The following is an 18,705-nucleotide window of genomic DNA, read 5'->3' as shown; positions in this document are numbered from 1 at the left end:
GCGATTGAGCGGGCACAAACGCCGGGCTGAACGGCTGAACCCGGCTCGGCCCGGCGCGGTCTGACATGCAACGACCAGGAGGCAGCATGGACCGACTTGAACGTTTGCAGGGTGGCGCGCGTGAACCGGCTGCGCCGGATAGTGGCCGGGCGCCCGAAGCGCTGCTCAGCGTGCGGGTGCCGCCGGCGTTGCGCGCCATCTTCCACGTCTGGGCGCAGGAGTGCGATCCGGCGCCGATGCTGCCGCGCGGCGGCGACATGCGGGCGCTGGTAGCGGCCTACGTGCGCCTGGGCGCCGCGGTGGGGGCGGCGCCGGTCGAGCGCGAGCTGCTGGTGCGGGTGTATGTCAACGCGGCGCTGAACTGCGAATTTGCGCTGTGGACCGAACTGCGCCACGAAGCGGCAGCGGTGCTGCGCTGGCTGGCGCCGCTCGTCGCGGCCGACCCTGCCCTGCGCGCGCGCGTGGCGCAGGCCTGGCCGCGCCTGGGCGGTCCGGACGGCCCTTAATAGACCAGCTTGACCGCGACCAAGGTGAGGGTGGTCGCCAGCAAGGCGCGCAAGAAACCTTCCGGCACCGATTTGGCGATCCAGGAACCGAGGGTGATCCCGGGCAGCGAACCGATCAGCAACATGGCGAGCAAGGCCCAGTTGATCGAGCCCAGCCACCAGTGGCCGAAGGCGGCAATCGCGGTCAGCGGCACGGCGTAGGCGATGTCGGTGCCAGCCACTTCGGCCGCGCTCATGCGGGGATACAGCATGACCAGCAAGGTGGCGCCAATCGCGCCGGCGCCGATCGACGAAACCGTCACCAGCACGCCCAGCAGCGCGCCGGACACGATGGTGGCGGCCGCCAGCGGCTTGCCCTGCAACTGGCGCTCGGGCTTGGCGTTGATCCAGGCCAGCATCTTGCCTTTGAACAGTAGCGCGATCACGGTCAGCATGACCGAGCCGGCGATGGAGTAACGGATGATCTGGCCGATTTCCTTGTCGAGGGTGCCGAATTGCTTGAGCGCCAGGGTAGCGGCCACGGCGGCCGGCAAGGCGCCGTAGCAGAGGTGGCGCACGATATCCCAGCGCACGGTGCCGCGCATGCGGTGAGTGAAGGCGCCGGCCGATTTGGTGATGGAAGCGAAGGCGAGGTCGGTGCCGACGGCGACCGATGGCGGCACGCCGAACAGCAAGGTCAGCAGCGGAGTCATGAGGGAGCCGCCGCCGACGCCGGTCATGCCGACCAGCAGGCCGACCGCGAAACCTGAAATGATGTACGTAAGTTGCATGGATGAGCCCCTAGAATAGCCGCAAGGGTATAGGGACTCAGCCTTTATTCAAACAACGGAAAGCTTATTTGCTTATGCGTTTCGCCGTACCAGCGCCGGGCGGCGCCGCGCGGCGCCCGGTTTTACTTGTTCGGCTGGGGCGTGACGCGCAGGTAAGCACGCGCGGCAGTGTAGCCTTTCGGATACTTCTGCTTGATCAGTTCGGGATCTTGCACGCTCAGCGGGATGATCACATCGTCGCCGTCACGCCAGTTGCCGGGGGTGGCCACGGTGTAGGCGTCGCTCAGTTGCAGGGCGTCGATGACGCGCAGCACTTCGTCGAAATTGCGCCCGGTGCTCATCGGATAAGTGATCGACAGGCGGATCTTTTTCTTGGGATCGATCACGAACAGCGAACGCACGGTGGCCGTGGCCGACTGTTCCGGGTGGATCATGTCATACAGGGATGCCACTTTTTTGTCGGCATCGGCGATGATCGGGAAGCCCACCACGGTTTTTTGCGTCTCTTCGATATCCTTGATCCAGGTTTTGTGCAGCTCGGCCGGATCGACCGACAGGGCGATGGCTTTCACATTGCGCTTGTCGAATTCCGGTTTGAGCTTGGCGGTAAGGCCCAGCTCGGTGGTGCAGACGGGCGTGAAGTCGGCCGGGTGCGAAAACAGCACCACCCAGGAGTCGCCTGCCCATTCGTGAAACTTGATCGTTCCCAGCGAAGAATCCTGCTCGAAATCCGGAGCGGTATCGCCCAAACGTAGACTCATTGTGATCTCCAATCATTCATCAAAAGTAGTAGGCGGATATCAATCATGGCGAAAAGGCCAGCATCCTATTGTGCGCCAATTCGGCCAGCCGCTGCAAATATTGTTGTCCGGCGGGCCAGTCGCCCAGGCCCGACTCCGCATTGATGTGACCCAGCCTGCCCTGCTCGGCCAGCTCGCTGCCCCAGCGGCGCGCCCATAGGGCCGCGTGTGGCGCACTCATCCACGGATCGTTGGCGCTACTGACTAATATGCTAGGGCAGTCGAGCGGCAGCGCCGGCAAGCGCTCGGCCACGCCGAACTTGTCCGGATCGGCGGGCGCGACCAGCAACGCGCCGGCCACGCCCTCGCTGTTGCGGGCGATGCTGTGCACGGCGGTCAGGCAGCCGAAGCTGTGGGCCACCAGCAGCGCGGGACGCGGATCAGCGCGTCGCTGCTGGTCCAGCCGTGCGGCCCAGGTCGCCAGATCGGGCTGGTCGAAGTCATCCTGGCGCACGCGCACGAATGCCGGGTGCAGGCGCTGCCAGCGCGACTGCCAATGGCCCGGTCCGCTGTCATGCAGTCCGCTGACCACGATTACTTGAAAATGGGGAAACAGTTCGGTCATGGCGCCACCTCCTGGACCACCAGAATACGGCGCGCATGCGCGAAAGCGAAGGAATCGTTTCGCGCTTCGATATACCGCCCGCGCATAAGGCGGGCCGGTTGGGAAGGCTAGTAAAAGCGGTTGAACAGTACCACCGTCCAGGAGGCGATGGCGATCAGGACTGCCAGCATGACGGCGGCGCTGCCGAAATCCTTGGCGTTCTTCGAGAGCGGATGGCGTTCGAGCGAGACGCGGTCGACCACGGCTTCGATGGCCGAATTAATCAGTTCGACGATCAGCACCAGCACCAGCACGGCAATCAGGAACAGTTTCTGGAAAGCCGACACCGGCAGCACCAGCGCGACGATGGCGCCGATGATGACGACGATCAATTCCTGGCGGAAGGCGTGTTCGTGGGCCCAGGCGGATTTGAACCCGTCCATCGAGTAGCTTGTCGCTGCCAGAATGCGCTTGAAGCCGCTTTTACTTTTAAAATCACTGACAGGCTGGGTCATGGATACTCTTCAAAATAACAGGTAAAGCACATTATGCCCCGCCCCGCCACCGGCGCGCCATCTTTGCGCGGCGTCTCAGGGAAATTGCCAATCCTTTTCACATTGTGGTATAAAGTGACTACTTATACTGCACTGCACCAACCACATCATGAAAATCGACACCGTTGACGCGCCCAAAACCTCGATCCAGGTGATCGAGCGCATGGTGGCCCTGCTCGACGCGCTGGCCAACTATACCGATCCGGTCAGCCTGAAGGAATTGTCCAAGGTATCCGGACTGCATCCCTCCACCGCACACCGGATTCTCAATGACATGGTCATCACGCGCTTCGTGGACCGGGTCGAGCCGGGCACCTACCGTCTCGGCATGCGCTTGCTGGAACTGGGCAATGTGGTCAAGAGCCGGCTGTCGGTGCGCGAAGCGGCGCTCGATTTCATGCGCTCGCTGCACAAGAAGACGCAGCAAACCATTAATCTGTCGGTGCGCCAGGGCGACGAGATCGTGTATATCGACCGCGCGTTTTCGGAACGCTCCGGGATGCAGGTGGTGCGCGCGATTGGCGGACGCGGTCCGCTGCACCTGACCTCGACCGGGAAGCTGTTTTTGTCGGTGGACGAGCCCAAGGCGATCAGGGCGTATGCCACCCGCACCGGGCTGGCGGGGCATAACAAGAATTCGATCACCGATTTGAGCAAGCTGGAACGCGAATTGAGCCTGGTCCGGTCGCGCGGCTATGCGCGCGATAACGAAGAACTGGAACTGGGCGTGCGCTGCATGGCGGCGGGCATCCATGATGATTCGGGCAAGCTGATTGCGGGCTTGTCGATTTCGGCCCCGGCAGACCGCTTGCAAGAGGAATGGCTGGAAGATCTGGTGATGACGGCGAGCCAGATTTCGGCGACGCTGGGGTACACCGGGCCGACGGTGTAAGCGTTTACTTCAAGTCCGTCATTCCTGCCAGTAGCAGAAATGACGGTTTTAAGTAGAACGGTACTAATTCAAGTCAATCCAGGCGGCCGTAAGGCTTCCAGCCAGCGCCGCATCCGTCCGGCATCGGCCGTGCGCGATTGCTTGCCCTTGGAATCCAAAAACACCATGATCACCGCGCGCCCCTGAATCACGGTCTGCATCACCAGGCAGCGCCCCGCTTCATTAATAAACCCCGTCTTTTGCAAACCAATATCCCAATCCGGCATCGCCACCAGATAGTTGGTATTGTTGTAATGCATCAGCCTGCCACCGGCATCGACCGTCGATTTCGGATCGGTCGAATACTGGCGCAGTAGCGGTTCGTTATAAGCGAACATGGCCAGCTTGGCCAGGTCGCGCGCGCTGGCGACATTGCGGCTGGACAGCCCGCTCGAATCGACATAGCGCGTATCGTGCATGCCCAGCTGGTAAGCCTTGGCATTCATGGCCGCCACGAAGCCCGCCACCCCGCCCGGATAATTGCGCGCCAGCGCGGCGGCGGCGCGGTTCTCCGAGCTCATCAGCGCGATATGCAGCAGGTTGGCGCGCGTCATCTGCGAACCGACGCGCAGGCGCGAACTGGTGAATTTCTCGTGGTCGACATCGTCCTCGGTGACGGTCAGGACCTCATCCAGGTCTTGCCTGGCCTCGACCACGATCAGGCCCGTCATCAGCTTGGTGATCGACGCGATCGGCAAGGCGATATTGGCGTTCTTCTCGAACAAGACCTCGGCATTGTTTTGGTCGAGCACGAAAGCGACGTTGGACTTGAGGTCGAGCGGGTCGCGTGTCTGGTTCAGGCCGGCCAAATCGCCCGCGCTCTGGCGCACCCGTTCGGGCAGCGAGGCGGCGACGATCACGCGCTGGTACACGAGCTTGCGTTTGCCACGGACCATGACCGTGCGCCGCACCATGGTATTGCGGTTTTCGGCCGCCGGACGCAAGGCGATTTCGCGGCGCTGCACGCGCGACTTGACCACGACGTGCTTCTTGGCCTTGCCCGCGCCAACTGCGCGCTCGGCACGGGCCTTGGCCTTGACCCTGGCTTCCACCGGCGGCGTCAATACTAACAGCAGGGAAGCGATGGCGCTCAACACTAACTTATACATCTGGAAATCCTTTGAAGCGAGCTGACCTTGTAACGCTGAAGTCTAGCAAAGCGCTCAGCAATCGCAAGCGAATTTAACATTCGGAGGAAGTCTTGTGCTGAGCTACAACGTTGCGTAGCCAGGCCGCTTCTTGCATGAACACAGTGTACGCGTTTATTCCATGAAGCGAACAAAGCTTGCCAGCGGCTCGCGCGCCGTCAACAGCGTGTTTTCGATCTTGTCGGGATCGGCATAGCCCAGTGCCATGCCGCATACCAGCATCTCAGTGGGGGGCAACTGAAGATGTTCGGCAATGACGCGGTGATACTGGGTAAAGGCCGCTTGCGGACAGGTGTCGAGGCCGCGTCCGCGCGCGGCGACCATGATATTTTCGAGGAACATGCCGTAATCGAGCCAGGAACCCTGCTCCAGCACCCGGTCGATGGTGAAGATCAGCCCCACGGGCGCATCGAAGAAGCGGTAGTTGCGGCCAAACTGCGCTTGCATGCCAGCCTTGTTGTCGCGCTCCAGGCCCAGCAGCGAATACAGGTCCAGGCCCACCTTGCGGCGCCGCTCGATGTAAGGCGAGATCCATGCACGCGGATAGTAGGGATATTCTTCCACATGCTGCCTGGACAGCTCGGGATCGTTGTGGACGGCCAGGATCGCTTGCGCCAGCCGGTCCTTGGCTTGCCCGGTCAGCACGGTTACCTTCCACGGCTGGATATTGGTGCCGGACGGTGCGCGAGCACTTACTTCGAGGATGCGCTCGATATCTTCGCGCGCGACCGGGGTCGGCAGGAAGGCACGGATCGAGCGGCGCGAGCTGATGGCGGCATCCACGATGTCTTGTTCTTTACTTACCAACATTGCTTCTCCTATTTTTTAACGACACACACCACACCGATGACCGCCACCACCATCCCGGCCACGCCCAGCCAGCTGAAGGCTTCGCCGAACATCAGCCAGGCCATGATGGCCGTGGTTGGCGGCGTCAGGTACAGCAAGCTGGTCACCTGGGTCGCATCGCTGCGGCGGATTAACTGAAACAGCAGGAAAATTGCCCCGATCGACAGCGCAAACACCGACCACATCCACGCCCCGACGAAACGCGGCGTCCATGTGATGCTGCTGAGCGCTGGATCGAGTCCCTCAAACATCACGGCCACCGGCAGCAGCACCGCCACCGTGGACGCGAACTGGATCACGGTGCCGGTGCGCAAATCGAAGCGCGGGCAGAAATGCTTCTGGTACATCGTCCCGGCGGTGATCGAGAGCAGCGCCATGACGCTGAAACCGATCGCCAGCCCCGACAGGCCGACCAGGGTGATCTTGGCATACACCACCAGGGCCACGCCGGTCAGGCCGAACAGCAGGCCCAGCCACTGGCGCGGACGCACCGTTTCGCCGATCAGGGGAGCGCAAGCGGCGGTGAGGATGGGTTGCATGCCGACAATCAGGGCGGTGAGCCCGGCCGGCATGCCGAGCTTGATGGCGCACCAGACGCCGCCCAGATAGCCGGCCTGCAACAGCAGCCCGGCCACGGCGATATGGCCGATGCTGCCCCTGGGCCACGGCGCTTTCCAGATCAGGACGATGGGCAGGAGCACCACTAGGACGGCGACGCAGCGCAGCAGCAGGAAGGTCAGCGGCGGCGCGTACGGCAAACCGAACTTCGCGACAATGAATCCCGTACTCCACAATAAGACGAAGAACACCGGCATGGGCGAGAGCCAGGTTGCACTGTGGCGCGGCGCACCATTTTTTTTAGTTTCGTTTGACATATATCAAGGGTCGCGCTCGACGCCAAAACGTCAAGACGCCGCATCAACAGGTTGGACAGCGCGAACAGCGAGTCTAGCATGGCCGGCCTTGCCATGTTATCAAGGCCCAGTTTGTCTATGACACGATGGTGATCGCGGGCATGCCCAGGGGGCCATGCGCGCCGTCCCGCCACATCGTTTCTTCCCGTCAGCACCCATTTGTGCACTGCACAAGATTCGCTTGACACTGCTCAGGAAATCATTAAAATGGGCTTTGTTGCGCTGCACAATCCACTTGTTCAGCCTTGGCTTGACAGATTTTCCTGCCTCACCGGTTCAACGCAGCATTTATCAACAATACGATTAATTATTATTTGGAGAATATATATGTTTGCAATCCCTGAGCAGTTTTCGAACGCCACCAAAGCTAACTTTGAATCGCAGTTCGCGCTGTACTCGTCGCTGACGGCGAAAGCGTTTGAAAGCATTGAAAAGCTGGTCGAGCTGAACATCACCGCTGCCAAGGCAACGCTGGAAGAGTCGTCGATCGCCACCAAGCAGCTGCTGTCGGCCAAGGATCCACAAGAATTTTTCGCGCTGAGCGCCGCCCAGGCCCAGCCGAATGCTGAAAAAGCCCTGTCGTACAGCCGCCAGCTGGCCGCCATCGCGACCGGCACCCAGGCCGAGTTCAGCAAGGCAGCCGAGTTCCAGATCGCCGAAACCAACCGCAAGGTGATTTCGCTGGTTGACGAAGTGAGCAAAAATGCACCGGCCGGTTCGGAAAACGTCGTTGCCGTGATCAAGGCATCGATCGGCAATGCCAACGCCGGCTACGAGCAGCTGACCAAGACTGCCAAGCAAGCTAAAGAAGCCATGGAAACCAATGTGAACGCAGCCGTATCGCAGTTCACCCAGGCTGCACAGAACGTTGCTGCACGTACGACCAAGCGTTAATTTGCTTGTGTAGTGCCGCAGTAAAAAAACCCCGCGCTGCGGGGTTTTTTGTTGCCGTCGTCAGCGCGCGCGGGCGCCGCGACGAGAAGCGGTCCGGTTTTACTCTTCGCCCAGATACGCCGCCTTCACGCGCGGATCATGCAGCATGTCCTGCGCATTGCCCCCCATGATGATCGCGCCCGAATCCATCACATAACCGCGGTTGGCCGCTTCCAGCGCCAGTTTCGCGTTCTGTTCCACTAACAGCACGGTAATGCCCTGCTTGTGCACGTCGCGGATCACTTCAAAGATCTTTTCCACCATGATCGGCGCCAGGCCCATCGATGGCTCGTCGAGCAACAGCAACTTCGGGTGGCTCATCAAGGCGCGCGCCATCGCCAGCATCTGCTGCTCGCCGCCCGACAAGGTGCCCGCCATCTGCGCCGCGCGCTCCTTCAAGCGCGGAAACACCGAGAACCACTTCTCCACGTCGGCCTCGATGCCGGCCTTGTCGTCGCGCGTGTAGGCGCCCATCAGCAGGTTTTCGTGGATCGACATGCGCGTGAACACGCCGCGCCCTTCCGGCACCATGGCCAGCTTCTGCCGCACCAGCTCGAACGACTTGCTGCCCTTGAGCGGCTGGCCCATGTAGCTGATCACGCCTTCGACCTTGCAGTCGGGCAAGGTGCCGGTGATGGCTTTCAGCGTGGTGGTCTTGCCGGCGCCATTGGCACCGATCAGGGTCACCAGCTCACCCTTGTTCACTTCCAGGTCGATGCCCTTGACGGCCTTGATGCCGCCATACGCCACCTTCAATCCCTGGATTTTCAGAATGTTGTCGCTCATGCGTGAGCACCTCCCAGGTAGGCTTCGATCACTGCCGGATTTTTCTGTATGTCGGCCGGTAAGCCTTCCGCGATGGGTTTGCCGTATTCGAGCACGGTGATGCGGTCGCACAAGCCCATCATCAGCTTGACGTCGTGCTCGATCAGCAGCACGGTCTTGCCTTCCTGCTTGATTTTCACCAGCAACTCGCGCAAGGCCAGCTTTTCGGTCGCATTCATGCCGGCCGCCGGTTCGTCCAGCGCCAGCAGTTGCGGATCGGTCGCCAGCGCGCGCGCGATTTCAAGGCGGCGCTGGTCGCCATAGGACAGGAATTTCGAGGTGCGCTTGGCGTACGCGCCGATCCCCACGAAGTCGAGCAGCTCTTGCGCCCGGGCGCGGATCGCCGCCTCTTCCAGGCGCGCCGCCTTGTGCCGGAACACGGCGCCGAACACGCCCTGATGGGTGCGCACATGGCAGCCCACCATCACATTTTCCAGCGCCGTCATCTCGCCGAACAGGCGGATGTTCTGGAAGGTACGGGCAATCCCGGCCTTGGCCACCGCATGCGGGGCCGATGGCGAGTACGGTTTGCCGGCCAGCTCGAAAGTGCCCGTATCAGGCTGGTAGAGCCCGGTAATGACGTTGAAAAAGGTGGTCTTGCCGGCGCCGTTCGGCCCGATCAGGCCGTAAATCTGGCCGCGCATGATCTTGATACCGACGTTGGTCAGCGCTTGCAAACCGCCAAAGCGCTTGTTCACGCCGGAAATATTGAGAATGACTTGTTCGCTCATCTGGATATCCTCACGCGGCCATTACGCCGGCAGCTCGCCGGCTTGGTTGGTCTCGGCGGCCTCGGGCCGGTCTTCGTGCTTGGGCGAGGGCCACAGGCCGGCCGGCTTGCTGAGCATGATCCCCACCAGCGCCAGGCCATACAGGGCCATCCGGGTCACTTCCGCTTCGAGCAGCACCACGCCGAACACGGCCATCTGGAGCGGTTCGACCACGTAGCGCAGGAGGTGCGGCAAGGTCGCCAGCAGCAAGCCGCCCAGGATCACGCCCGGAATGTGGCCGATGCCGCCGAGCACCACCATCGCCAGCACGGCGATCGATTCGGTCAGCGAAAACGATTCCGGCGAAACAAAGCCCTCGAACGAGGCGTACAGGGCGCCGGCCACGCCGCCGAACGAGGCGCCCATGGTAAAGGCCAGCAATTTGACGTTACGGGTGTTGATGCCCATGGCCTTGGCGGCGATTTCATCTTCGCGGATCGCCACCCAGGCGCGCCCCAGGCGCGAATGCTGCAAGCGCCCGGTGACGAACACGATGCCGATGCACACGGCCAGGAACAGGAAGTAGTGCGCGTTCACCGACGGCATGCTGAAGCCGCCGACGATCACATTCGCGCCCGACCCGGCCTCGCCGGACAGGGACACCCCGAAAATGCGGATCGGATCGATCAGGTTGATGCCCTGCGAGCCATTGGTGAAATTGAGCGGCGCATTCAGGTTATTCATGAAAATGCGGACGATCTCGCCGAAACCCAGGGTCACGATGGCCAGGTAGTCGCCGCGCAGCTTGAGTGTCGGCGCGCCCAGCAGGGCACCGAAGAAGCCGGCCGTGGCCGCCGCGATCGGCACGATTACCCACAGCGACAGGTGAATCCCGCTTTCCCGGATTTGCGGTCCCATCAGCGTGACCAGCCATTCGCCCAGGCGCGGGTATTCGTTGACCACCGATTCGAGCAGCACGGCAAATTGCGGCGAGGCCAACAGGCCGGTGACGTAGGCGCCGACGGCAAAGAAGGCAATGTAGCCGAGGTCGAGCAGGCCGGCGAAGCCGACCACGATGTTCAGGCCCAGCGCCAGCATGATGTACAGCAGGGCGATGTCGACCATGCGCACCCACGAGTTACCGAAATTCTGGGCGATAAAGGGGAAGGCCAGCAACACCACCAGCAGCACGCCCATGTTGATGCGGGCCTGGCGCGGATGGGCGTCGAGATCGAAGGAGAGAAGAGCCATGATATTCCTTTCTGTACCCGGTCAGGCGCGGTCGGCGACGCGTTCGCCCATGATGCCGGATGGCCGGATCGTGAGCACGATAATCAAGACCACGAAGGCAAAGATATCCTGGTAGTGGCTGCCGAGAAAACCGCCGGTCAGGTCGCCGATATAGCCGGCGCCCAGCGCTTCGATCAAGCCGAGCAGGATGCCGCCGATCATGGCGCCGTAAATATTGCCGATGCCGCCCAACACCGCCGCCGAAAAGGCTTTCAAGCCCGGCAGGAATCCCATGGCGAACTGGATCGACGAATAGTTGGCGCCCCACATCACGCCGGCGACCGCGGCCAGCGCCGCGCCGATGGCGAAGGTGGCCACGATGACCTTGTTGGCGTCCACGCCCATCAGGCCGGCCACCCGGGGGTTTTCGGCGGTGGCGCGCATCGCGCGGCCCAGTTTGGTTTTCTCGACCAGCATCACCAGCGCGCCCATGCACAGCAGGGCCAGGGCCAGCAGCAGGACCTGGGTCTGGGAAATCACGGCGCCGGCGATGTGGATCGGCTCGCTCGAAAGCAGTTGCGGAAACGGCAGCGGGTTCAAGCCCCAGGTTTTCATCGCAAACGCGTTCAGCAGGATCGAGACGCCGATGGCGGTAATCAGGGGAGCGAGGCGGGGCGCGTTGCGCAGGCGGCGGTAAGCGACCCGCTCGATGAGGACATTGACCAGCATGCAGGCCGGAATGGCACCGATGATGGCGATGGCCAGGTTGGCATAGCCGGGCAAGCCAGGCACGGCCCAGGCCAGCAATTTCAGGATGGACAGGCCGACCATGGCGCCGATCATCAGCACGTCGCCATGGGCGAAGTTAATCAGGTTGAGCACCCCGTAGACCATGGTGTAACCCAGTGCGATCAGGGCGTACATACTGCCGAGCACAAGGCCATTGAGAATTTGTTGGATAAAGATATCCATGATGTTCGCCTCATTTCATTTCGATCTAACAAAAACGGCACCCGGGGAAACCCCCGCAGTGCCGCTCCTGGCCTCATGCCGCTAATTCACAAACGCCGCCTCCCCTGGCCATGCGGGATGACGATTTTTCATGTCTCTGCTGCCGCCGCGCGTCACCGGAACGCGCATGCCGTCCTGATGACAAGCATTCCGAGCGTCGTCATCATAACGAGGTTTGGAAAAAACTAATATCGGAAAATCACACGTGTTCCGAATTTAATTTTGACAAACGGCCATGCCCTGGGTTATGCAAGCCCGGCTTTGACGCCGTCGAGCCCCTTGGGCAGGGGGAAGGTTACATGCTCTTCCACGCCATCGAGCGCGCGCACGCTGCGCGCGCCGAGTTCCTTGAGGCGGTCGATGACGGCCTGGACCAGCACTTCGGGGGCCGAGGCGCCGGCCGTGACGCCGATCCGCAGCTTGCCGACCAGCCATTGCGGATCGATCTGGGAGGCATTGTCGACCATATAGGCCGGCGTGCCCTTCTTTTCGGCCACTTCGCGCAAGCGGTTCGAGTTCGAGCTGTTGGGACTGCCGACGACGATCACCACGTCCACCTGGGGCGCCATGAACTTGACGGCTTCCTGGCGGTTGGTGGTGGCGTAGCAAATGTCGCCCTTCTTCGGCTCGATGATGTTCGGGAATTTTTCCTTGAGCGCGGCGATGATGTCGGCCGTGTCGTCGACCGACAAGGTGGTTTGCGAGACGTAGGCGAGCTGGTCAGGGGTCTTGACTTCCAGGTTGGCCACGTCGGCCACCGTTTCGACCAGGTGCATGCCCTCTTCCGTCTGGCCCATGGTGCCTTCGACTTCCGGATGGCCGTCGTGGCCGATCATGACGATTTCGCAGCCCTGGCGCCGCATCTTGGCCACCTCGACGTGCACCTTGGTGACCAGCGGACAGGTCGCATCAAAAATGGTCAGGCCGCGCGCTTCGGCTTCGGCACGCACCGCTTTCGACACGCCGTGGGCCGAAAACACCAGGGTGTTGCCGGGCGGGACATCATCGAGTTCCTCGATGAAAATCGCGCCCTTGCTGCGCAAGTCCTCGACCACGTAGGCGTTGTGCACGATTTCGTGGCGCACATAGATAGGCGCACCGAATTGTTGCAGGGCGCGCTCGACGATTTCGATCGCGCGGTCGACGCCGGCGCAAAAACCGCGCGGCTGGGCCAGGAGAATTTCGCTGTCCATGATGAACCTCTGTATTATTTATGCAACAGTTATATATACAACACCAATTAAAGTACGGAAATCAGCCGAACTTCGAATTGCAAGGACTGGCCCGCCAGCGGATGGTTGAAGTCGAATGTCACCACACCGTCGCCGAACTGGCGCAGCACACCGGCAAAGCGGCCGCCGCCGGGCGCGGCGAAGTCGACCAGGTCGCCCACTTTATAGTCGGCGCCGGGGGCCGAGTTCTCGTCCAGGGTGGCGCGCGAGACATCGCGCACCAGTTCCGGGTTGCGCTCGCCGAACGCTTGCGCCGGGGCCAGCTGGAAGGTTTCGTGCGTGCCCTCCGGCAAGCCCATCAGGCAGGTTTCGAGGAAGGGCGCGAGCTGGCCGCTGCCCATCATCAGGGTGGCCGGGTTGCCGGCGAAGGTCGTGATCAGGTCGGTACCGTCAGCGGTGGCCAGGCGGTAATGCAGGGTCAGGTAAGCCGATTCGGTGACGACGGCGGGGGAAGTAGTGGACATGGTAGTCATCGAGGCGTGCAAAGCGCCATTGTAAGCCACGCTGGGCCGAATGGCCTCGCCTGCCCGCATTTGATTGCGGGCGGGCGACAAGCGCCGCCTGTTCAGCAGCCGCAGCCGTAGGCGAAGTTGTCGCTGCCGAGCACTTTCCAGCTGCCATTGATGTTGACCAGCACCAGGCGGTACCAGCGGTCGTCGGTGAGAGTGGGGCCGTCCAGATGGCCGGGGCCCTTGCCCTCCCCTTCCCACACGGCCAGGTCGGCAATGCCGTCGGCGTCGATGTCGTAATACAAATGGGTGCCGCGGATAAAGCCCGTTTTGCCACGGTCGAGCGTCATGGCCGCCTCCCTGCGCGCCGCTGAGCCGGGCGGCAGGTCCAGGGTGGTGTAGAAAGCGAACAGGCTGCCGGGTGGATTGAGGGCGGTTTTCCTGGTAGCGGCGGCTTCATTGCCGAAGAAGCGCCAGGGGCCGGCGTCGGCGTCGCCAAAGGCGAAGCCGGGCGTCCAGCCCCAGCATTCGGGTTCGTCGGCATAGCGCCACAAGGTGTCGGTCTTGCGCAGCACGCTCGGCGTGACGCGCAATTGGCCGTCGCGGTTCAGCTGGACGCGCTGCACCGAACGCACCAGGGCATCGGTGCGGCTGAGCATATCGTACAAGCCCGGCGAATTGTCGTCTTCCCCCAGCTGCGCCGGCTTGGGGCGCGGGTTGACCAGTTGCCGGAACACGATGCCGAAACGGCCGCTGGCTTGCTCGGCGGTCGCCTTGGGCGGCGCTATTTGCTCGTCGGTGCGGAATAGGGAAGGCTGGACCTCGGTAAACGCCAGCGCCCCGACCACGGCTGCGATGCGGCGCGCGCCCTCGCTCTCGCTGGCATTGTGCAGCTCGCCCCAGAGGCCGAGCGAATCGCTGAGGTCGGCGGCAATCTGCCGGGCTTCTTGCTCACGCGTGAGTAATCCTGGCGCATCGATCTTGCCTTGCGCCTGCAAACGGCGGGTTTCCTTGTCCACTGCGCCGTATTGCAAGGCGAGGCGCTGCATGGAGGACCAGCTTGCATAGGGGGCCGGCTTGCGGCCATGCGTGCCGAGGGCCAGGTGGGCCTTCATCCGCTCCAGCGCCTCGTTGCGCGGGAAAGGCCCCTGCTGGGGAAGCTTTGGATAACGTTTCTTGAGGAAATCTGCGTACTGCTCCAATGCACTCCAGCTCGGTTGCAGCCAGAACACGCGTTCAGGATCGTAATCGGCGGGCATGGGGGCGCTGTCGTCGTGCCGGTAGCCCTGCACATTGGCCAGGATCACCGGCGTGCGCGCCAGGTAGCGGCACGCGGTATAGCCGACCGCGCCGGTCACGGAGCGCACTTCGCAGTAGCCGCTGGCGCCATCTTCACGCACCAGCTTGACCACGGTGTTGAGCGGCAAGCGCGTCACGGCGGCGGAGGTCGGCAGCGGCGCCTCGCGCAAGGTCAGCGCGCTGCCGCTCACCCAGCGCTGGGCGCCATCGACCCCATCCACGCCGGCCTGGGAGCGCGCCACCGGCTTGGCGCTGAGGAAGTCGCACGCCACATAACCCGCTGTGCCCGCGCCGGATGCTGCGCAAAAGCCATTGGTGCGGGCGCTGCCGTCGAGATTCATCTCGGTGCCGCGCATCAAGACCGCCCTCACCTTGCCATCCGCGCCGGGGTGGGCGCGCAGGCGCACATCGTCCGCGCTCACCCAGCGTTTCGGTGAATCGGCCCCTGCCTGCGCAGTCCCCGCAAGCAGGGCGATTGCCCACATTGCCCATGTTCGCATCACGCTTTCCTGTCTGGTAAAGGGTTTCCGGCGACGCACCCGCCGGATGGTTCCCGCCGCTTGTCACGCCGGGATCAGTACCGTTCGCGATAGCACGCCGATAATGGCGTGTCATGCGCCAGCGCGGCAACGCGCCGGACACGGTATTGACGGCATCTATTGTAATTCCTGCCACATCAATCATGTTGCTCATTCACATCAAACTGGAGGCGCGATGGGGATCAAGGATTGGCCCGAACAGCAGCGGCCGCGCGAACGGCTCATCAGCGAGGGAGCGTCGGCCCTGTCCGATCCGGAATTGCTGGCCGTGTTCCTGCGCGTGGGCGTGCGCGGAAAGAGCGCGGTCGAACTGGGACGCGACCTGCTGCTGCGTTTCGGTTCGATCAATGGCTTGTTCGACGCCAGCTTGGTGCAGTTCTCGACGGTGCACGGGCTGGGACCGGCCAAGTTCGCGCAATTGCAGGCGGTGATGGAACTGGCGCAGCGCGCCATCGGCGAGCGCCTCGAGAGCGGCCCGATCCTGGGCTCGCCGGAGGCGGTGCGCCAATACCTGCGCATGCAGCTGGGCCGCCAGCGGCATGAATCCTTCCTCGTGTTGTTTCTGGACGTCAAAAATCGCTTGATCGCCTGCGACGAAATGTTTCGCGGCACCCTGACCCATACCAGCGTGCATCCGCGCGAGGTGGTGAAAGCGGCGCTGGCGCGCAACGCGGCCAGTATTGTGCTGGCGCACAACCACCCATCGGGCACGCCCGACCCCAGCGAGGCCGATCTGCTGCTGACCCGCGCGCTGGTACAGGCCCTGGCGCTGATCGATGTGCGGGTGCTCGATCATTTCGTGGTGGCGGGGCCGTATGTGCATTCGTTCGCGGAGCATGGGCAGATGTGAGCGGCACCGCACTCGCCAATTGTTAAATTCAACAAATCACAAGACACAATTGTTTTTCACAAGTCATTGATTTGGCTTCGCTTTTCACGCTATACTCTTGTTTTTCCAATTTTGGATATATTCAAGGAGTGCGCTATGGCACGTGTTTGCCAAGTAACTGGCAAGGGCCCGATGGTTGGTAACAACGTCTCCCACGCTAACAACAAAACGAAGCGTCGTTTTTTGCCTAACCTGCAAAACCGTCGTATTTTTGTGGAATCGGAAAACCGCTGGGTCTCCCTGCGCCTGTCCAACGCCGGTCTGCGCGTAATCGACAAAGTCGGCATCGATGCCGTGCTGGTCGACATGCGTGCCCGTGGCGAAAAAGTTTAATTAGGGAGCTATCATGGCAAAAACTGGCCGCGACAAAATCAAGCTGGAATCGACCGCAGGTACGGGTCACTTCTACACTACCGATAAAAACAAGCGCACGATGCCTGCTAAAATGGAGATCATGAAGTTCGATCCTAAAGCACGCAAGCACGTGATGTACAAAGAAACCAAGATCAAGTAATCCGCGATCCCGATTTCAGTACCGAAAGAGCCGCCCACGCAAGTGCGCGGCTCTTTTGTATGATGGGTCCCGTTCAGTCCCTGGCGATGCGCTCGCGCAGGCTGGCAATCAAGCCGTCCGACGCGTCTTCGATATAGTCGAGGACCAGTTCGAAACCATCGATATCGCCGCCGTACGGATCGGGCACCACGTCCGCGTCCGAGCGGGTGGCAAAGTCCATCAGCAGGCCGAGTTTGTGATGGAAGCGCGGCGGGCAGGCGCTTTCGAGCATGGCCAGGTTGTGGCGGTCCATGGCGTAGATATGGTCGAAGTTCTCGAAATCGGCCGGCGTCACCTGGCGCGCGCGCTGGCCGCTCAGGTCGATGCCGCGGCGGGCGGCGTGCTCGCTCGAACGCGGGTCGGGCGCGGAACCGATGCGGTAATTGGAGGTGGCGGCCGAATCGATCAGCAGGAAGGGTTCGAGGCCGGCGGCGGCGGCACGGCTGCGAAACACGCCTTCGGCGGTGGGCGAGCGGCAGTAATTGGCCATGCAGATGAACAGGATGGCGATTTTTTTGGTCATGGGCTTGTCCGACGATGAATGATTACAAACAGGCCGGGCTTGCCGCCGGCAAGCGAACCGTCAACCTCAAAACCGTCATTCCCGCGTCGGCGGGAATCCAATTTCCTCCGCGTATCTGAGAGGCCTTGGATTCCCGTGGGGGCGCCTAGCCCTGCGCGGGAATGACGGTTTTTGAGTTTGAGGCTAAAGAAAGACGTTGCGTGCTATGCGTAGCTGCGCAAGCGCAGCGAGAATTCCTGCAGCGATTTGATACCCGACGCTTCGGCACGGGTGCACCAGTCCTGCAACTGCTGCAGCAACTGGTCGCGCGTGAAATGCGAACGCTCCCAGATCGCGCCCAGTTCCACCCGCATCTGGTGCATCGTTTCCAGTGCCTTGCTGTGCTGGAACAACTCAACCAATTGCTGTTTCTGCGGATCTTCCAGCTTGCCCGGCTCGCGCTGCAGCAGCTTGCGCGAGGACTTCAGGAAGCGCGCTTCCAGCTCGGCCTTGTGCTTGAGGTGCTCGAACTCGTCGCGCCAGGCCTGCTTGACCGATTTGGCATATTTCGCCATCACGTCATACCGGTTGGCGATCACCGACTGCAAGGTATCGAGGTCGGCGACCATCTTGCCATGTTCAAAAGCCGGCTTCGGCGCCACTTTCTTCACCTTGGCCAGGCCCAGGGTTTCCAGCACGCGAATATAGAACCAGCCAATATCGAATTCATACCATTTCGAGGACAGCTTGGCCGACGTGGCAAAGGTGTGGTGATTGTTATGCAACTCTTCGCCGCCGATCAGGATGCCGAACGGGATGATATTGGTGGCCGCGTCGGAGCAGTCGTAATTGCGATAACCCCAGTAGTGGCCAATGCCGTTGATGATGCCGGCCGCGGTGATCGGAATCCACGCCATCTGGATCGCCCAGATGGTCACGCCGATCACGCCGAACAGTGTGAAATTGATCACCAGCAGGGAAGCCACACCCTGCCAGCTGAAACGGGTATACAGATTGCGTTCGATCCAGTCGGTCGGCGTGCCGTGGCCATACTTCTCCATGGTTTCCAGGTTCTTCGATTCGGCGCGATACAGCTCGGCGCCTTCAAACAAGACCTTGCGGATGCCGCGCGTGACCGGGCTGTGCGGATCTTCGACGGTGTCGCATTTGGCGTGGTGCTTGCGGTGAATCGCGGCCCACTCCTTGGTCACCTGGCCGGTGGTCAGCCACAGCCAGAAACGGAAAAAATGACTTGGAATCGGATGCAGGTCCAGCGCGCGGTGCGCCTGGTGGCGGTGTAAATAGATGGTGACGCTGGCAATCGTGATATGCGTCACGATCAGCGTATAAATCACGACTTCCCAGCCGGACAGGCCAACCAGGCCCGTCGTCATAAAATCGAGCACAGCGTTCAAGGTGGTGCTTAACAAATTCATTACCGCTCCAAAATGGTGTTCGTTGCCATCCAGACCATGCCGCATGGAAATGATCGAGTGAGCCATTTTACGACGATACCG

The 18,705-nt window shown here is 61.8% G+C and carries 22 protein-coding genes; 6 read left to right on the top strand and 16 right to left on the bottom strand.

The window, feature by feature from the left end; translation table 11 throughout:
* Positions 1-86 precede the first annotated feature (86 nt).
* Entirely contained in the window at positions 87-506 is a 420-nt protein-coding gene (locus tag F2P44_RS15395) for a hypothetical protein (RefSeq protein WP_167087865.1), read from the top strand.
* Here the strand turns inward: F2P44_RS15395 and F2P44_RS15390 are convergent.
* From F2P44_RS15390 to F2P44_RS15375, 4 genes are all read right to left on the bottom strand, one after another.
* On the bottom strand, positions 503-1,276 hold the full coding sequence (locus F2P44_RS15390) for a sulfite exporter TauE/SafE family protein (protein ID WP_167087863.1): 774 nt from the start codon (positions 1,274-1,276) through the stop codon (positions 503-505). The genes F2P44_RS15395 and F2P44_RS15390 overlap by 4 nt on opposite strands.
* A gap of 122 nt (positions 1,277-1,398) precedes the next feature.
* A complete protein-coding gene (locus tag F2P44_RS15385; protein WP_167087861.1) occupies positions 1,399-2,037 on the bottom strand; it encodes a peroxiredoxin in 639 nt (212 codons plus the stop codon).
* A 43-nt stretch (positions 2,038-2,080) separates the two neighbouring features.
* The gene (locus tag F2P44_RS15380; RefSeq protein ID WP_167087859.1) at positions 2,081-2,641 is read right to left on the bottom strand and encodes an RBBP9/YdeN family alpha/beta hydrolase; all 561 of its coding nucleotides are present in this window, start codon (positions 2,639-2,641) and stop codon (positions 2,081-2,083) included.
* A gap of 107 nt (positions 2,642-2,748) precedes the next feature.
* A complete protein-coding gene (locus F2P44_RS15375; protein ID WP_167087857.1) occupies positions 2,749-3,135 on the bottom strand; it encodes a diacylglycerol kinase in 387 nt (128 codons plus the stop codon).
* Between the two features lie 148 nt (positions 3,136-3,283).
* Here F2P44_RS15375 and F2P44_RS15370 point away from each other — a divergent pair, with 148 nt between their 5' ends.
* Positions 3,284-4,066, top strand: a complete 783-nt coding sequence (locus tag F2P44_RS15370) for an IclR family transcriptional regulator (RefSeq protein WP_099875505.1) — start codon at positions 3,284-3,286, stop codon at positions 4,064-4,066.
* 68 nt (positions 4,067-4,134) lie between these two features.
* Here the strand turns inward: F2P44_RS15370 and pbpG are convergent, their stop codons facing one another.
* From pbpG to F2P44_RS15355, 3 genes are all read right to left on the bottom strand, one after another.
* Positions 4,135-5,214 (bottom strand): D-alanyl-D-alanine endopeptidase, encoded by a 1,080-nt coding sequence (pbpG, locus tag F2P44_RS15365; RefSeq protein ID WP_167087855.1) that lies wholly within the window; start codon positions 5,212-5,214, stop codon positions 4,135-4,137.
* A 153-nt stretch (positions 5,215-5,367) separates the two neighbouring features.
* On the bottom strand, positions 5,368-6,063 hold the full coding sequence (locus F2P44_RS15360; RefSeq protein ID WP_167087853.1) for a nitroreductase: 696 nt from the start codon (positions 6,061-6,063) through the stop codon (positions 5,368-5,370).
* Positions 6,064-6,071: 8 nt separating this feature from the next.
* Positions 6,072-6,977 (bottom strand): DMT family transporter, encoded by a 906-nt coding sequence (locus tag F2P44_RS15355; RefSeq protein ID WP_167087851.1) that lies wholly within the window; start codon positions 6,975-6,977, stop codon positions 6,072-6,074.
* Between the two features lie 366 nt (positions 6,978-7,343).
* On the opposite strand from F2P44_RS15355, the gene phaP reads away from it, so the two are divergent.
* Positions 7,344-7,910: a TIGR01841 family phasin gene (phaP, locus tag F2P44_RS15350; protein WP_167087849.1), complete on the top strand. Its 567-nt coding sequence runs from the start codon at positions 7,344-7,346 to the stop codon at positions 7,908-7,910.
* Between the two features lie 99 nt (positions 7,911-8,009).
* Here phaP and F2P44_RS15345 read toward each other — a convergent pair whose 3' ends face one another.
* The 7 genes from F2P44_RS15345 to F2P44_RS15315 form a co-directional block, all read right to left on the bottom strand.
* Positions 8,010-8,735 (bottom strand): ABC transporter ATP-binding protein, encoded by a 726-nt coding sequence (locus F2P44_RS15345; RefSeq protein ID WP_167087847.1) that lies wholly within the window; start codon positions 8,733-8,735, stop codon positions 8,010-8,012.
* Positions 8,732-9,505 carry an ABC transporter ATP-binding protein gene (locus F2P44_RS15340; RefSeq protein ID WP_167087845.1) on the bottom strand — a complete coding sequence of 258 codons (774 nt, stop codon included), beginning with the start codon at positions 9,503-9,505 and terminating at the stop codon, positions 8,732-8,734. Before F2P44_RS15340 ends, F2P44_RS15345 begins: the two co-directional genes overlap by 4 nt.
* 21 nt (positions 9,506-9,526) lie before the next feature.
* Positions 9,527-10,735 (bottom strand): ABC transporter permease subunit, encoded by a 1,209-nt coding sequence (locus F2P44_RS15335; protein ID WP_167087843.1) that lies wholly within the window; start codon positions 10,733-10,735, stop codon positions 9,527-9,529.
* 21 nt (positions 10,736-10,756) lie between these two features.
* Positions 10,757-11,686 carry a branched-chain amino acid ABC transporter permease gene (locus F2P44_RS15330; RefSeq protein ID WP_167087841.1) on the bottom strand — a complete coding sequence of 310 codons (930 nt, stop codon included), beginning with the start codon at positions 11,684-11,686 and terminating at the stop codon, positions 10,757-10,759.
* 284 nt (positions 11,687-11,970) lie between these two features.
* Positions 11,971-12,918, bottom strand: a complete 948-nt coding sequence (gene ispH / locus F2P44_RS15325) for a 4-hydroxy-3-methylbut-2-enyl diphosphate reductase (protein WP_187363330.1) — start codon at positions 12,916-12,918, stop codon at positions 11,971-11,973.
* Positions 12,919-12,965: 47 nt separating this feature from the next.
* Positions 12,966-13,421, bottom strand: a complete 456-nt coding sequence (locus tag F2P44_RS15320) for an FKBP-type peptidyl-prolyl cis-trans isomerase (protein WP_167087839.1) — start codon at positions 13,419-13,421, stop codon at positions 12,966-12,968.
* Positions 13,422-13,522: 101 nt separating this feature from the next.
* Complete coding sequence (locus F2P44_RS15315; RefSeq protein WP_167087837.1) at positions 13,523-15,205, bottom strand: SH3 domain-containing protein; 1,683 nt, start codon at positions 15,203-15,205, stop codon at positions 13,523-13,525.
* A 214-nt stretch (positions 15,206-15,419) separates the two neighbouring features.
* Between F2P44_RS15315 and radC the strand changes: the two genes are divergently transcribed.
* The 3 genes from radC (at position 15,420) to rpmG (ending at position 16,647) form a co-directional block, all read left to right on the top strand.
* Positions 15,420-16,094 carry a RadC family protein gene (gene radC / locus F2P44_RS15310; RefSeq protein WP_167087835.1) on the top strand — a complete coding sequence of 225 codons (675 nt, stop codon included), beginning with the start codon at positions 15,420-15,422 and terminating at the stop codon, positions 16,092-16,094.
* A 135-nt stretch (positions 16,095-16,229) separates the two neighbouring features.
* The gene (gene rpmB, locus F2P44_RS15305) at positions 16,230-16,466 is read left to right on the top strand and encodes a 50S ribosomal protein L28 (RefSeq protein WP_054264245.1); all 237 of its coding nucleotides are present in this window, start codon (positions 16,230-16,232) and stop codon (positions 16,464-16,466) included.
* Positions 16,467-16,476: 10 nt separating this feature from the next.
* Entirely contained in the window at positions 16,477-16,647 is a 171-nt protein-coding gene (gene rpmG / locus F2P44_RS15300) for a 50S ribosomal protein L33 (RefSeq protein ID WP_197422130.1), read from the top strand.
* A gap of 73 nt (positions 16,648-16,720) precedes the next feature.
* Here rpmG and F2P44_RS15295 read toward each other — a convergent pair whose 3' ends face one another.
* Both F2P44_RS15295 and F2P44_RS15290 read right to left on the bottom strand, forming a co-directional pair.
* Positions 16,721-17,209 (bottom strand): low molecular weight protein-tyrosine-phosphatase, encoded by a 489-nt coding sequence (locus F2P44_RS15295; protein WP_167087833.1) that lies wholly within the window; start codon positions 17,207-17,209, stop codon positions 16,721-16,723.
* Between the two features lie 203 nt (positions 17,210-17,412).
* Positions 17,413-18,624 (bottom strand): DesA family fatty acid desaturase, encoded by a 1,212-nt coding sequence (locus tag F2P44_RS15290; RefSeq protein WP_167087832.1) that lies wholly within the window; start codon positions 18,622-18,624, stop codon positions 17,413-17,415.
* Positions 18,625-18,705: the final 81 nt, after the last annotated feature.

The organism is Massilia frigida (assembly GCF_011682175.1).
GTDB lineage: Bacteria > Pseudomonadota > Gammaproteobacteria > Burkholderiales > Burkholderiaceae_D > Telluria_A > Telluria_A frigida.
The sequence above is the reverse complement of the archived record's forward strand: the minus strand, read 5'-3'. Positions and strand labels throughout refer to the sequence as shown.

Bases quoted from the DNA above. Each gene is read 5' to 3' on its own strand.
- F2P44_RS15355 (WP_167087851.1), bottom strand. From the start codon at position 6,977: ATGTCAAACGAAACTAAAAAAAATGGTGCGCCGCGCCACAGTGCAACC.
- F2P44_RS15345 (WP_167087847.1), bottom strand. From the start codon at position 8,735: ATGAGCGACAACATTCTGAAAATCCAGGGATTGAAGGTGGCGTATGGC.
- F2P44_RS15385 (WP_167087861.1), bottom strand. From the start codon at position 2,037: ATGAGTCTACGTTTGGGCGATACCGCTCCGGATTTCGAGCAGGATTCT.
- F2P44_RS15315 (WP_167087837.1), bottom strand. From the start codon at position 15,205: ATGCGAACATGGGCAATGTGGGCAATCGCCCTGCTTGCGGGGACTGCG.
- F2P44_RS15395 (WP_167087865.1), top strand. From the start codon at position 87: ATGGACCGACTTGAACGTTTGCAGGGTGGCGCGCGTGAACCGGCTGCG.
- F2P44_RS15360 (WP_167087853.1), bottom strand. From the start codon at position 6,063: ATGTTGGTAAGTAAAGAACAAGACATCGTGGATGCCGCCATCAGCTCG.
- pbpG (WP_167087855.1), bottom strand. From the start codon at position 5,214: ATGTATAAGTTAGTGTTGAGCGCCATCGCTTCCCTGCTGTTAGTATTG.
- ispH (WP_187363330.1), bottom strand. From the start codon at position 12,918: ATGGACAGCGAAATTCTCCTGGCCCAGCCGCGCGGTTTTTGCGCCGGC.
- F2P44_RS15295 (WP_167087833.1), bottom strand. From the start codon at position 17,209: ATGACCAAAAAAATCGCCATCCTGTTCATCTGCATGGCCAATTACTGC.
- phaP (WP_167087849.1), top strand. From the start codon at position 7,344: ATGTTTGCAATCCCTGAGCAGTTTTCGAACGCCACCAAAGCTAACTTT.
- F2P44_RS15330 (WP_167087841.1), bottom strand. From the start codon at position 11,686: ATGGATATCTTTATCCAACAAATTCTCAATGGCCTTGTGCTCGGCAGT.
- F2P44_RS15335 (WP_167087843.1), bottom strand. From the start codon at position 10,735: ATGGCTCTTCTCTCCTTCGATCTCGACGCCCATCCGCGCCAGGCCCGC.
- F2P44_RS15390 (WP_167087863.1), bottom strand. From the start codon at position 1,276: ATGCAACTTACGTACATCATTTCAGGTTTCGCGGTCGGCCTGCTGGTC.
- F2P44_RS15340 (WP_167087845.1), bottom strand. From the start codon at position 9,505: ATGAGCGAACAAGTCATTCTCAATATTTCCGGCGTGAACAAGCGCTTT.
- F2P44_RS15290 (WP_167087832.1), bottom strand. From the start codon at position 18,624: ATGAATTTGTTAAGCACCACCTTGAACGCTGTGCTCGATTTTATGACG.
- radC (WP_167087835.1), top strand. From the start codon at position 15,420: ATGGGGATCAAGGATTGGCCCGAACAGCAGCGGCCGCGCGAACGGCTC.
- rpmB (WP_054264245.1), top strand. From the start codon at position 16,230: ATGGCACGTGTTTGCCAAGTAACTGGCAAGGGCCCGATGGTTGGTAAC.
- F2P44_RS15370 (WP_099875505.1), top strand. From the start codon at position 3,284: ATGAAAATCGACACCGTTGACGCGCCCAAAACCTCGATCCAGGTGATC.
- F2P44_RS15380 (WP_167087859.1), bottom strand. From the start codon at position 2,641: ATGACCGAACTGTTTCCCCATTTTCAAGTAATCGTGGTCAGCGGACTG.
- F2P44_RS15375 (WP_167087857.1), bottom strand. From the start codon at position 3,135: ATGACCCAGCCTGTCAGTGATTTTAAAAGTAAAAGCGGCTTCAAGCGC.
- F2P44_RS15320 (WP_167087839.1), bottom strand. From the start codon at position 13,421: ATGTCCACTACTTCCCCCGCCGTCGTCACCGAATCGGCTTACCTGACC.